Source organism: Chryseobacterium sp. 1B4, assembly GCF_036631475.1.
Classification (GTDB): Bacteria; Bacteroidota; Bacteroidia; order Flavobacteriales; family Weeksellaceae; genus Chryseobacterium.
In genome coordinates this window covers 58,354-72,127 of sequence record NZ_JAPNUF010000003.1, presented here as the reverse complement: position 1 = coordinate 72,127, position 13,774 = coordinate 58,354, and the positions used below count along the sequence as shown (strand labels likewise).

At 36.9% G+C, this 13,774-nt stretch carries 11 protein-coding genes and 3 pseudogenes; 6 read left to right on the top strand and 8 right to left on the bottom strand.

Annotated features, from left to right (window positions below):
- The first annotated feature begins 201 nt into the window (after positions 1 to 201).
- Positions 202 to 2,092, top strand: a pseudogene (locus OWR28_RS02125) (ABC-F family ATP-binding cassette domain-containing protein).
- Positions 2,093 to 2,201: 109 nt separating this feature from the next.
- Here the strand turns inward: OWR28_RS02125 and OWR28_RS02120 are convergent.
- Positions 2,202 to 3,255: pseudogene (locus tag OWR28_RS02120) on the bottom strand (Gfo/Idh/MocA family oxidoreductase).
- Positions 3,256 to 3,438: 183 nt separating this feature from the next.
- On the opposite strand from OWR28_RS02120, the gene OWR28_RS02115 reads away from it, so the two are divergent.
- The 4 genes from OWR28_RS02115 (at position 3,439) to OWR28_RS02100 (ending at position 7,170) form a co-directional block, all read left to right on the top strand.
- Entirely contained in the window at positions 3,439 to 5,118 is a 1,680-nt protein-coding gene (locus OWR28_RS02115; protein ID WP_332385285.1) for a TonB-dependent receptor, read from the top strand.
- A gap of 26 nt (positions 5,119 to 5,144) precedes the next feature.
- A complete protein-coding gene (locus OWR28_RS02110; protein WP_332385284.1) occupies positions 5,145 to 5,723 on the top strand; it encodes a hypothetical protein in 579 nt (192 codons plus the stop codon).
- 89 nt (positions 5,724 to 5,812) lie between these two features.
- Positions 5,813 to 6,328, top strand: a complete 516-nt coding sequence (locus OWR28_RS02105) for a hypothetical protein (RefSeq protein WP_332385282.1) — start codon at positions 5,813 to 5,815, stop codon at positions 6,326 to 6,328.
- A 251-nt stretch (positions 6,329 to 6,579) separates the two neighbouring features.
- Positions 6,580 to 7,170 carry a hypothetical protein gene (locus OWR28_RS02100; RefSeq protein WP_332385281.1) on the top strand — a complete coding sequence of 197 codons (591 nt, stop codon included), beginning with the start codon at positions 6,580 to 6,582 and terminating at the stop codon, positions 7,168 to 7,170.
- Between the two features lie 96 nt (positions 7,171 to 7,266).
- On the opposite strand, the gene OWR28_RS02095 is transcribed toward OWR28_RS02100, so the two are convergent.
- The gene (locus tag OWR28_RS02095; RefSeq protein ID WP_332385280.1) at positions 7,267 to 7,902 is read right to left on the bottom strand and encodes a peroxiredoxin; all 636 of its coding nucleotides are present in this window, start codon (positions 7,900 to 7,902) and stop codon (positions 7,267 to 7,269) included.
- Positions 7,903 to 7,998: 96 nt separating this feature from the next.
- On the opposite strand from OWR28_RS02095, the gene OWR28_RS02090 reads away from it, so the two are divergent.
- Positions 7,999 to 8,886, top strand: a complete 888-nt coding sequence (locus OWR28_RS02090; RefSeq protein WP_332385279.1) for a mechanosensitive ion channel family protein — start codon at positions 7,999 to 8,001, stop codon at positions 8,884 to 8,886.
- A gap of 212 nt (positions 8,887 to 9,098) precedes the next feature.
- Here the strand turns inward: OWR28_RS02090 and OWR28_RS02085 are convergent, their stop codons facing one another.
- The 6 genes and pseudogenes from OWR28_RS02085 to OWR28_RS02060 form a co-directional block, all read right to left on the bottom strand.
- A complete protein-coding gene (locus OWR28_RS02085) occupies positions 9,099 to 9,539 on the bottom strand; it encodes a hypothetical protein (protein WP_332385278.1) in 441 nt (146 codons plus the stop codon).
- A 123-nt stretch (positions 9,540 to 9,662) separates the two neighbouring features.
- Complete coding sequence (gene sucC / locus OWR28_RS02080) at positions 9,663 to 10,853, bottom strand: ADP-forming succinate--CoA ligase subunit beta (protein ID WP_066697176.1); 1,191 nt, start codon at positions 10,851 to 10,853, stop codon at positions 9,663 to 9,665.
- A gap of 131 nt (positions 10,854 to 10,984) precedes the next feature.
- A pseudogene (locus OWR28_RS02075) lies at positions 10,985 to 12,259 on the bottom strand (chloride channel protein).
- A gap of 3 nt (positions 12,260 to 12,262) precedes the next feature.
- Positions 12,263 to 12,649, bottom strand: coding sequence for a DUF423 domain-containing protein (locus tag OWR28_RS02070; RefSeq protein ID WP_332385277.1), 387 nt, complete (start codon positions 12,647 to 12,649; stop codon positions 12,263 to 12,265).
- Position 12,650: 1 nt separating this feature from the next.
- A complete protein-coding gene (locus OWR28_RS02065) occupies positions 12,651 to 13,157 on the bottom strand; it encodes a hypothetical protein (protein WP_332385276.1) in 507 nt (168 codons plus the stop codon).
- A complete protein-coding gene (locus OWR28_RS02060; protein ID WP_332385275.1) occupies positions 13,118 to 13,720 on the bottom strand; it encodes a hypothetical protein in 603 nt (200 codons plus the stop codon). The genes OWR28_RS02065 and OWR28_RS02060 overlap by 40 nt, the downstream gene beginning before the upstream one ends.
- Between the last annotated feature and the right edge of the window lie 54 nt (positions 13,721 to 13,774).

Sequence of the window (13,774 nt, the reverse complement as noted above, 5' to 3'; positions counted from 1 at the left end):
AATCAGATTTTGTATTATTATTTTTTACGAACTATTTACATTGCAGCCAATCAAATTTACTGAATAGTTTTTTCAGTACTTCCCTCAGGTTTATTAAAAAATTATAAATATTGATTTATAAAAGAGGTTGCAGAAAATTTCAGGTACATTTTCGTATTTTTGCGGTTCAATTCAAAATTAAAATCAAACCATTAATTCCCAATGAATTACGTTTCTGTAGAAAATCTTACCAAATCTTACGGCATCAAGGTTTTGTTTAAAAACATTTCTTTTCATATCAATGAGGGAGATAAAATAGCTATTGTTGCCAAAAACGGAAGTGGAAAATCTACCCTTCTGAAAATATTAATGGGTAAAGAAATTGCAGACAGCGGAACTGCGATCATTAATAAAGATATCCAGGTGGTATTATTTGACCAGGAAATCGATTATGACCCTAATCTCAGCATTGAGGAATTTATGATGACCCTCGATTCAGAGCCTATTCTGGCGCTTAAGAATTATCATCAATCACTCCATTCCACAGATAATGATTTTATTGAAAAGGCATTGGCTGATATGGAAGTTCATAAGGCCTGGGATCTGGAGAATGAAATGAAACAGATTCTTTCGCAGCTCAAAATTACCGATCTGGATGCCAAAATGGGAACCCTTTCCGGAGGGCAGATCAAACGTGTAGCTTTGGCTAAACTCTTAACAGAGACAAGAGCTGAGCACAGACATACACTCCTTATCATGGACGAACCTACCAACCACCTTGATGTGGACATGGTAGAATGGCTTGAAAATTACCTGAACAAAGCAAAAATAACCTTATTGCTTGTAACGCACGACCGATACTTCCTGGACAGCGTCTGTGATATTATCTGGGAGATGGAAGATCAGAATCTTTATGTTCACAACGGCTCGTATGCCACTTATCTTGAAAACAAGATGATTCGTGAGGAGAATCTTAATGCCACGATTGATAAGGCCAACAACCTTTACAGAAAGGAGCTGGAATGGATGCGAAGACAGCCAAAAGCCAGAACTACAAAATCAAAAAGCAGAATTGATGCATTCTACGAAACTGAAAAGGTAGCCAAAACAGATACCAGAAAAGACGGGCTGGAACTGGATTTTGAAATGAAACGTTTAGGAAATAAAATTCTTGAACTCAAGCATATTGATAAAAGCTTTGGTCCTAAAGTTCTTTTAAAAGATTTCAGCTATCAGTTTCAACGGGGAGAAAAAGTAGGAATCGTTGGAAAAAACGGCGCCGGAAAATCTACCTTGCTTAATATTATTCAGGGGTATGAAAAAGCTGATAAAGGAGAAATTGAAACAGGTGAAACAATTTCTTTCGGTTATTTTTCACAAAAAGGCCTTACCTATAAAGAGGATGAGCGCGTGATTGATTTCATCAGGGAAATTGCAGAGTTTTATCCTTTAGCCAATGGTAAAAGCTTATCTGCATCACAGTTCCTGAGATTGTTCTTATTTGATGACCAGACTCAATATTCCCCGATTTCAAAGCTTTCAGGAGGTGAAAAAGAAGACTCCACCTGATGTATATTTTGTATCAGAATCCTAACTTCCTGATTTTTGATGAGCCTACGAATGATCTTGACCTTCCGACATTAACGGTTCTGGAAAACTTCCTTCAGCAGTTTCAGGGATCTTTGATTATTGTTTCCCACGACAGATATTTCATGGACAGAATTGTAGATCATGTTCTGGCATTTGAAGGAAATGGGAAAATCAGGGATTTTGTAGGAAATTTCTCAGAATACAGAGAAGCCAGAAGCCGTGAAGAAGCATTAGAAAAAATATGGCTGCAAAGCCTGAGCCAGTTAAAGAAACTGTTTCCACAGTGGAAAATACCGGACCTTCCAATACAAAACGAAAATTAACTTTCAAAGAGCAGAGGGAGCTGGAAACTATTGAAAAAGAAATGCCTGAACTGGAAGAACAGCGTACTAAAATTCTGGATCAGCTCAATAACGAAGCAGATTATGAGAAAATAGCCAAACTTTCTTCAGAACTGGAAACCGTTTCAGAAAAACTGGAGAACCATGAGATGAGATGGCTGGAGCTTCAGGAACTGCTTTAAGAATAATGAATGAGTTCAAAGGTTCAAGGTACAGTGTTTAAAGTAATCGGAATAGAAATTCTCACTCCCAAACCCTCCGACTCTCAAACTCTTTGAACTCATTCATCATTTATAATTTGATTATTCTTTCTTCTTTTGCGCTTTCCAGGGAAGCATCAATAATTTTCATATTCTGAATAACTTCTTTTCCCGGAGATGGCAAGTCATATCCGAACACCATATGTTCATAAATCTTCTGGTAATAATCCATATAATTTCCCGCTGTACTTGAGGTAAGAATTCTTTCTGTTTCAGAATCAGCATTCAGGTAGTTTAAAATTCCGTCCGGTGCATTCAAAGGCTGTGTCCATTCCTTTCCATATGTTGGAACAGCGCCTGCTACCAGTTCATTTTCCTGATTATCGGTTCTTTCCTGCAGAAAGCTCCCTTTGTCTCCATGAATGGTGTATGCATAATGACCTTCTTTACTGAAAACAGAAGATTTCAGTCTTATTCTCAGATCGTTTTTGTAGAATAAAAGGATCTCAAAATAATCATTGGCAAATTCTTTTCCTTTCATAGAAAATACATCTGCAAAAAGTTTTTCAGGATATCCAAAATACTGTACAGCCTGATCTACAAGATGTGCTCCCAGATCATGAAGCGATCCAGCTCCCAGCTGATCAGGGCTTTCTTTATGCTGTTTTCCGCTGGGAGTGGTACGGAACCTGTCAAAACGGATCTCAACCTCTTTAATGTTTCCTAATTTTCCTTCATCCAACACTTTTTGAACCTGTAAAAAATCACGGTCAAACCTTCTGTTTTGATATACGCTCAGGAACAATCCTTTTCTTCAGCCAGCTTTACCAGTTCTTCCGCTTCAGAAACATTTACTGTAAAAGGCTTTTCCACAATAATGTTTTTGCCCGCATCCAACGCTTTTTTGGCATACTCATAATGGGTCTGAACGGGAGTATTGATAATCACCAGTTCTATATCTGCCTGCTGAAGCATTTCTTCCACAGAACGGTAAATTGTTGCTTCCGGATACTTCTCCTTCGACTCTTCCTTACTTCTTTCTACCACCGCAGAAATAAAAATCCCGGATGCTCCTTTAAAAAAGGTGCATGGAAAACTTTTCCACTCATTCCAAAGGCACAAAGCCCTGCTTTTACCAATTGCATATTATAATTTTTAACAAATATATTCATAAAAAATTCTCTATTCCCTGATCTAAAAAGGGTATAGAAATAATCCATCTCATGAGCGCTAAAAAAACATGATTTAAATCATAAAATTATTTTTATCTATTCTAAACAAATACTTACATTTGCGGCTTATTTAAAACTGTTCTACATAAAAATAAAATGAAAAGACAATTACTTTCTTTAGGTCTTCTATTTATCGCTGTTTCGGCAAGTTCACAGCTGAAAAACGCTGAAGCAGACACTATCAGAACTCAAACCATTGAGGATATCAATCTTCATAAAACAGGAAATCCCAACCAGGCAAGGCCATTATCGACAAAGTCAAATCTGACGGTAATGGAAAATCCACAGCCAATTGCTATTGTTACGCACGAAATTATTGAGCAGCAGCAGGCAAAACAGTTGAGTGATGTTCTTCAGAATGTCAATGGATTGTATATCACTTCATCCAGAGGAAATTCTCAGGATAGCTTTGGTGGCCGTGGCTTCATTTTAGGAAATGATAATATTTTTAAAAACGGTTCAAGAGTGAACAGCGGTGTCTTCCCTGAAGTAAGCGGTCTGGAAAGAGTAGAAGTTTTAAAGGGGGCGAATGCCATGCTTTTTGGTAATACTGCAGCTGGTGGTGTTATCAATATGATTACAAAAAAACCTAAATTCAATTTTGGTGGAAGCATCGGTCTGAATGGAGGAAGCTGGAATTCTTATAAACCAACGGTTGATATTTATGGCCCATTATCTAAAAATATTGCTTTCAGAGTAAACGGAGCCTATGAGCATGCAGAAAGCTTCAGAGATGTTGTAGAATCAGAGAAGTATTATTTCAATCCTTCATTCCTTTTCAATTTAAGTCCAAAATCACAATTGATTGTGGAAGCGGATTACCTTAAAACTAATTTCACTCCCGATTTCGGGCTTGGGTCTATTACTGAAAAAGACCAAAGCTACAGATTGAATGATGCCACTTCAAGAAACACTTTCTTCGGAACTGATTGGCAATATCAAAATGTACAGCAAGCTTCTACGAATGTAACTTTTAATCATCAATTTAACGAAAGATGGTCTTTAAATGCGATTGCTTCTTACCAAAACTATACGAAAGATTATTTTTCTTCTGAAAGAGTGCAATGGATATATGACACCAAAGATGCCACTGTAGATCCTAACAGATTATCCTGGAAAAGACCTTTTGGCAAAACTTATAACGAACAAAATTATACTTCAGCACAAGTTAACATCAACGGAGAGTTCAATACAGGAAAAATCAACCACAAAGTTTTAATTGGTGCAGATGCTGATTACAGCCAGGCAGATGCATATGCTTATACTCTTACAGCACCAAAAAATCTTCTGTATCTAGATGATCCTTCAACATGGGGAAGTATTGATATGCCAAATTCTACTCTTAGTACAAGAAACAGAATCAATACAAGAAGAATCGGGATCTATGCACAGGATTTTATCAGTTTAACAAAACAATTAAAAGTGATAGCAGGGCTAAGATGGTCTTATATAGAAAATATGCCTACGCTGACAACCCGCTTTACATTAAATGATAAAATTGAAGTAGCTAATTCTTCAACGTCTGACAATGCGTTTTCTCCGAAAGTTGGTTTGGTGTATGCTCCCAATGAAAACCTTTCAGTATTTGCAACTTATACAAATTCTTTCGCAGCAAATGCCGGATATACTTCAGATCAATTTGGAACAGTAAATACCAATCAACCTGTTACAGATGTTCAAAATCAGTTAACTACCTTATCAAGACAAAGCATAAAGCCTTCAACGGTTGATCAATACGAAATTGGTGTTAAAAGAATTTCTGGAACAATGCTTTAGCTGTTAACTTAACGGCTTACCAGATTATGTACAACAACTATTATCAAACATACTGGTTCGCTTCTGCTCCAAACGGAGCACCTGTAAATTCAACAGATACCAATCTTAAAGAATTTGCAGGAAATATGAGAAGCCGGGGTGTAGAATTAGACATCACGGGAAATCCTACAGAAAACTTATCTATCATCGGAGGTTTTTCTTATAATAACTCCGTTTATATTGATACTCCTGAAAAAGGATATGTTGAAAAGCAAAGACTGGTAAGAACACCAGCTACAACAGCAAATGCTTCGGTTTTCTATAAATTTACAAACTATCTAAAAGGGTTAAAAATCGGAGCCGGAATCTATTATATTGGAGACAGAATAGCCGGATGGAATGATACAAAATCAACAAACACAAGTAGAAACAACGTGAGCAGAATGTTTGATCTGAAAGATTATACCACTGTTTCACTTTCAGTAGGATATGAATGGAAAAAATTCTCAATCCAGGGGAAAGTTGGAAACCTGTTTGATGTTGTAAATTACAATGTTCACGAGAATTATTCAGTGAATCCGATCACTCCAAGAAACTACTATTTCACGTTGACATACAGACTCTAGAATTTATATAGTAATTTTTTCATGAAAGTGGAAATTGCATTTGTTGCAGTTTCCACTTTTGAAATTTTAAAATAAAAACAAAACAAGATATGGATAAGATTAAAGATACAAGAAGCTTCATGAGAGTTACACACCGCTATCTGGGTTATTTCCTTGCGGGAATTATGGCTGTATACTCAATAAGTGGAATCCTTCTGGTATACAGAGACACCGACTTCCTGAAAAGCGAAAAGAAATATGAAAAAAACATCGCAGCCAATCTTTCTGAAAAAGAACTGAAAAAGGAACTTAAGATGAAAGGCCTGGAAGTTGAAAAAACAGAAGGAAGTATCCTTTATTTTAAGCAGGGAACTTATGACAGTGCAACCGGAAAAGCAAAATACACCAAAAAAGAATTACCATTTGTATTAGATAAAATGGTTGCGCTCCACAAATCTCAATCCAAAGATGCCATATCACCCCTGAGTGTATTCTTCGGAGTTTCACTTTTCTTTTTCGTGATCTCAAGTTTCTGGATGTTTAATCCCAAGACAAAGGCATTCAAACGCGGAATCAGGTTTACCATTGCCGGACTTATTATTTCTTTAATTCTTCTATTTATTTAATAATAAGAAATTAATGCGTTTATACAATTAATGATCCGCCACCCATTCTTATCATTTTCATTTTAAAAACCTTATTTTATTATCTTTATGATTGTAACATTTTCAATTAATATGTTAAAAAGATAAAATATATCTTCCTGACAATGTTAACGTTTATTTAGAAAAATTACGTAAAATTAAGAGTATGGCACATTTATTGTTTTTTCTATAATTCGTGAATAATAAACATTTAATTATTAAAATAATAAATTATGAAAAGACTTATTTTAACAGGGATATTAGCTGTAGCAGGTTTAACAGCAACTGCAAACGCTCAGATTCAGAAAGGTAATTGGATGGTAGGGGGTAACCTTGCAGGGGCTAATTTTGGTTTAAATGAAGGAGCAGGGTATGACTTCTCTATTCAGCCAAAAGGAGCATATTTCATCGAAGATAATATTGCAGTTGGGGGATATGTAGATTTAGGCTTCAAAGGAGCTAAGGATGCACCCACTACTTTTACATATAATGTAGGAGCATTAGGGCGTTACTATCTTAACCCGGGAGAACAGGGAGTAAACAACCTGCTGCACCACGGAAGATGGTTCTTTGAAGGTAATGTAGGTGTTGGAGGTATGTCAATCTCTAAAGGAGGTTCTTCTTCTAATGGTCTTAACTTTGGATTCGGACCTGGTTATTCTTACTTCATCACTCCAAACATCGGATTGGAAGGTTTAGTAAAATATGACGCTAACGCAGGATTCGGAAGCGGAGGATATACTAACAAAATTACTTTTGGTTTAGGTTTCCAGATCTATCTTCCAACGTCTAAAGCTAAGCAGATTATCAACGACGTTAAGTAATCACTGAAATACTTATAAAAAATGAAAGTGCCCCGGGAAAAATTTCCGGGGCGCTTTTCGTACAAATTAAAACTAAACTATAAAAAATCAAATAAATCATGTATTGGGTTGAGGGGTGTATCGCAAATACGGTTTTATTTCCGTTACCCCTTTCGGGAATATTTTTCGTGCTTCTTCTGTTGAGATGGTGGGAGGAACAATTACATCTTCCCCGTATTCCCAGTTTACGGGTGTTGCCACACGGTAATTGTCTACCAATTGTAAAGAATCCAGCACTCTAAGGATTTCTTCAAAATTTCTTCCTGTAGAGGCCGGATAGGTAATAATCAGTCTTACTTTTTTGGAAGGGTCAATAATCAGAAGAGAGCGTACAGTAGCTGTAGCCGAAGCATTGGGATGGATAAAATCATACAGCTCCGAAACTTTTCTGTCTTTGTCTGCAATAATAGGAAACTGCACATGGGTATTCTGGGTTTCATTAATATCTTTTACCCAATTCTGATGATCTTCCACCCCATCCACACTCAGGGCAATGACCCTAGTATTTCTGGCTTCAAATTCAGACTTCAGCTTTGCCGTATATCCCAGTTCTGTAGTGCATACCGGGGTATAATCTGCCGGATGTGAAAACAGAATGCCCCAGGAATCTCCCAGATAATTATAAAAATTAATATCACCTACAGATGACTCTGCCTGAAAGTTGGGTGCTGTATCTCCTAATTTAATTGACATAATATTCCGTTTTTATAGTCTACAAATTTAGTAGACTTTTTGGAACTGGCAAATTTTTTGATGAAAATTTATATATTTAAATAAAAATTTGTATCCATGGAGAAAACCGGACTCAGGTATGTAGATGTTGTTTATAAGGTATTGGAAAATTGGTATATGACCTTTGCCGAGCTAACCCCAAAGCTGATTGTCGGAATTCTGGTATTTACCTTTTTCCTTATCAGCAGTAAATATTTAAGCAAAGGAGCCGTAAAATTATTTCATAAATTTTTCCCGAAAAGTCAGAAAGAGAGTTCATTGGTTACACTGATCAGTATTTTCAGATTTCTGATTATGCTGATGGGGACTTTTATTTCTCTCGAAATTATGGGCTTCAGTGGCTTTCTGTGGAAATTTATCGGAAGTTTGGGAGTGGCCGGGGTTATTGCCGGGGTTGCACTGAAAGATCTTGTTTCAAGTATTTTCTCGGGGATGCTTATAGGAATTGATAAAGCATTTAAAGTAGGAGATTATATTACCATTGGAACCCATTCCGGCACAGTTCAGGAAATTGGCTTTTTAACCACGAAGATTCTTACCGATGACGGAAAGAAAGCTTATATCCCTAACCAGGTAGTTTTTAATGCTCCGTTTTACAACATTACAGCTTCCCCGCAGCGCAGGATTATTTTAAATTTTGAGATTCCCGCTGATGAAGACATTACTAAGGCTCAGAAGGGAATTCTTGATGTAGTAAAAAATCTTGACAATGTGGATAAATTAGATACTGCAGAAGTAATCTTCACAGACCTTAAACAAGGTGCATTTAATCTTCAGGTGAAATTCTGGATAAAAGTAGGGGCCAATCTCGCACAAGTGAGAAGTAAGGCTTATCTGGATATCAAGGAACGGTTTGACACAGACAAAATCCAGCTGGTAACCCCAACCAGTATCAGCATTACAAGTGGAGAAACCAATTTACCCGAAAACCATCAGGATAAGTAACAAACAGATAAAATAAAACCACCTCAAAACCGGGGTGGTTTTTTATGATGATTGCTAAGAAAAAACCTAACAGGTTTTAAAAACCTGTTAGGTTTAAGCCGTATCCAATGAGTTGAAGCAGCATTTTGTCAGTAATGCCGCAAGAATTTATATTAAAAAATCCTGTATCTGTAATAAAGAGCCGTCAACTCTCCCAGTCCTTTTTTAATAAATTATTTTGCAGTGTGATTAGGAATTATGGCGCTATCTTTCTTAGGAATTTTAGCAACTGTATCATTGTCTATAATCGCCTTCCCCATAACATAGTCTTTGTTAGCAACACTAGAATCTTCTTCTATAATATCTACAAATCCAGTTGTCATACAAACCTCTTCTTTGGGTTTTGAACAGCCCATTAAAAATAAAACTAAAGAAAATAATGTGAGTAATATTTTATTATTCTGAAAATAAGAGGGAATATACTTAAAGAAGCGTTCCTTCAATTTTTCAGACTGATCAGGCATTTTCAACTGATGATTATAAAATCTTCCACAGATCTGCTTCCCCTTCTCCTCCGCTATAATTTGTAGAATCTCCTGAGGTTGTTTTTGAGTAAAATCAATAACACATTTATTACAGGCGGAGCAAAACCTTCCTTTTTCCTGTGGAGACATAGATTCCCAATCTTCAGAGCATGGTTCCGGAATATATAAGTTCTTCATGAATACTGTTTCTTGTTCCCATTAAAAAACCGTTCCAAAATTGGAACGGTTTCTATTTTATTTGAAAATTTCAGATTACGCTAAAACTTCTTTTACTTTGTTTGCAGCTTCTTCTAAAGTAATTGCAGAGTGAACCGGAAGACCAGATTCATCAATTAATTTTTTAGCTTCTACAGCATTAGTTCCCTGCAATCTTACGATCAATGGAACCGGAAGGCTTCCCATCGCTTTGTAAGCGTCTACAACCCCTTGAGCAACTCTGTCACATCTTACGATACCTCCAAAGATATTGATTAGGATTGCTTTTACGTTCGGATCTCTTAAGATGATTCCGAAAGCAGTCTGTACTCTCTGAGCATCTGCAGTACCTCCTACATCAAGGAAGTTAGCAGGATTACCACCTGATAATTTGATGATATCCATAGTTGCCATAGCAAGACCTGCACCGTTTACCATACAAGCAACGTTACCATCCAATTTTACGAAGTTAAGACCAGCTTCACCAGCTTCTACATCCATTGGATCTTCTTCTCTTGTATCTCTTAATTCTGCTAAGTCTTTGTGACGGAATAATGAGTTGTCATCTAAAGTTACTTTAGCATCTACAGCGATAATTTTGTTATCGGAAGTCTTCAACACCGGGTTGATTTCGAAAAGAGATGCATCAATACCTGTATAAGCATTGTAAAGAGAACCGATGAATTTTACGAATTCTTTAAAAGCATTCCCTTCAAGACCTAGGTTGAAAGCAATTTTTCTGGCCTGGAACCCTTGAAGGCCTAAAGCAGGATCAATGATTTCTTTGTGGATCAAATGAGGTGTTACTTCTGCAACGTGCTCAATATCCATACCTCCTTCAGTAGAATATACGATTGTATTTTTCCCCTCAGCTCTATCTAAAAGAATAGAAACATAAAATTCTTTAGTTTCTGACTCACCTGGATAATATACATCCTCTGCAACCAAAACAGAATTTACTTTTTTACCTTCAGCAGAAGTTTGTGGAGTTACCAACTGCATTCCGATGATGTTCTGAGCGTTTTCTTTAAGTTTATCCATGTTTGGAGAGAACTTTACACCACCACCTTTACCACGACCACCTGCGTGGATCTGAGCTTTTACTACCCACCCTTGAGCGCCAGTTTCAGCAGTTAGTTTTTCTGCAGCAGCTACAGCTTCGTCTACGTTGTTTGCAACGAAACCACGTTGGATAGCCACTCCGTACTTTGATAAAATCTCTTTTGATTGATACTCGTGAAGATTCATATTATTTTTATTATTTTATTTAAAAATTTAAAGGTTGACAAATTTACTAAAAAGACACGGAAGTTCAAGTTTATTGACTTAAAATTTAAAGACTGGCTGACTTGATTTTTAACATATCCTTCGATTTCCCCTTATTCTTCCGCTAATTTCTCAGACTGAGACCCTATGAACGGAATTTTCGGAGCCAGAAAATATCCTGTAAGACTGGCAAACAATATCGGTACGAAATAAGTAAATCCGGTCAAGGTTCCCAGAATAATGGTCGTGCTCATAGGTGTTCTCGTCACACATGCATTGATGGCAGCCATGCAGCTCACAATCGCCAGTGTGGTATCTACTGTGGGAAATAAACCGTGAATAATTAATCCCAATGTTGTTCCTACAAAAAACAAAGGAATAATAAATCCTCCCCTCCATCCGGAAGTTACTGTAATGGCAATAGCCAGTATTTTAAAAACCAGAACCAGGATTAAAAAATTCAGTCCGAAGTTTCCACTGATCAGCTGATTGATCTCGTTGTGTCCAAAATATCTTGTAATGGGAAAATTATAGGCAATGATTCCTAAAATAATTCCTCCTGCCAATGTTTTCATGTAAATCGGGAATTTTCTGTACTCAAAAACTTTTTTGAAAAATTTAACTACAAAAATGAAGATCCATCCGAATAAGGTACCCACAATTCCGAACAAAACAGCATACAGAAAATCAAATACACCTGTGTAATGATACGCTTTCAGATCCCATGTTGCCCCAATTCCCAGATGGATGATCAATGCAAACATCAGATAGCTGAAACAGCTTGCTACCAAAGCCGGAATAATGGCTTTATAATATTCTACCGCATGTTTGTGATGTAAAATTTCCAGGGAAAAAGACTTCCTCCAAGCGGTGCACCAAATAATGCGGTAAAACCGGACGCCATCCCGGCAATACTTAATGACCTCAGCTCCTCACCTTTCAGTCTGAAAATTTTCCCCAGCCATGTTCCCGTAGATCCGGTAACCTGTACTAAAGGAGCTTCCGGCCCCAAACTTCCCCTGATGCCACACAAAAAAGTGATGAAAGAATCATGGATGGATTGTTTTTCGGATCCAGCTTTCCTTTATTAAATCTGATATTATTAACAATCAGATGAATTTCTCCCGGATCCCCGATAAAGTGGATTACCAGTCCTGCCAGCAATCCGCAGACAGCCATGGTTGGAATGACTTCCCACCCTTGAAATTCTGTCAGAAATTCCGTAAAATATTCCAGTATGATCCAATATCCGCCGGCAATGACACCGCCTACCAGACCTGTAACAGCCCACATAAAAAAGTCCGGCTGAATACAAACGGATTGAATCTGATAGGTTGATCTAAGAGATTGAATGTTCGTATTAACCGTCTTCTTCTATTAATTTTCATTCGCTAAATTCTGTTTTTAGTAAAATAAAAAATAAGCATTCCCCAGCTTAAGATCATCATCAGGCCTCCAAGGGGAGTAATAGGCCCTAAGAATTTGAGATTCATTCCCAGATAATCCTGCATGCTCAGAAAATAAATGCTTACAGAGAATAAAAATGCTCCTGCAATCATCAAAATGGATGTCCACTTTTCAGCTGAGGTTTCAAACTTTAAAATATATCCGATGATCAGCAGGAAAAAAGCAGCATACATCTGATATCTTACTCCTGTTTCAAAACTTTCAAGTCTTTCCACAGCCAATATTTTCTTTAAAGCATGTGCTCCGAATGCACCCAGGATCACAGACACCATTCCGTAGACTGCTCCAAAAACTAATGTGATTGTTTTCATTTTATAACTCTTCTAATTCTAAGGTTAAATATTTTTTTGTTTTATAATCCTGCCAGGTTCCGATGATTTTCTTTCCTTGCAAATCAGCCTCTACTAATGCTTTGAAAATCCACTGGTGGGCTTCTTCACTGTAATAATCGTTTTCTATGATAGAGATATGGTTTCCTTTTATATTTCCGCCCCACTCAATCAGCTTTTTATTTTTATCATACCAGTATTTTGCAGAAAAAGAGCCGTCATCATATACCTGATCGATCAAAACGGTGATGGAATACTTTCCGTCAATCTTTCCTTTATATAATTTATTATTGATACTGGTTATATCTGTTTTTTCAGAACCTGAAATTAAATTTTTTGCATAAGGACTCCAGTAATTTTCTAACGCTCTGTAAGTGAATTCTATCTCATGACTGTCCAGCTCATCCAGTGCTCTCATGGCATGATTGGAACATCTTCCGGCAACAAAAGTCAGTTTATCTTTTCCAAAGAAATATTTGACACTTCCCAAAGTATGCTCTGTAAAACAATCTTCGTAAAGCGCAATCTGATCTTCAGTTTCTTCTGCAGGATTTTTTCAGCTTTCAGCCTGGCAAGGAAATCAGAAATTCTTTTCTTTATCCTTTTCTGAATGATCCCTTCGATAATTTTCACTGAACCGGGCTGAAACAAATCTGCAGCATTGATAAAGTTTCCTGTTCTGAGGTCAAAATTCTTCCAGTCTGCAAATTCTTCCGGATAAGCTCCCGATGCTTCACCATGAATACCTATTGTCAAGATATTTTCAGGAGTTTCCAATTTCTCCCAATCATAAAAATAAAGGTAGTTGGAATAAGAATTGGTTGCTGTAGAAGCCAATTTAAAAGGATTCCCACCGGAATCCGGAACATATTCCAGCTCACTGACCTGAAGAAATGTATTGATCTTATTGGCAGCAATCGGATTTTCCGGATAAGCAACCGCGGGAAACACAAAATTTTCAGATTTTGGCTGCAGATCATTGATCTTTAAATTTTTCTGCTGCGAAAAACTTAAACCGGAAATCAATAAGAAAAATACAATGCTCTTTTTCACTATTTTGATTTTATGTACATTAAAATAAACTTGGCAACCAGTGTAGAAATTCCC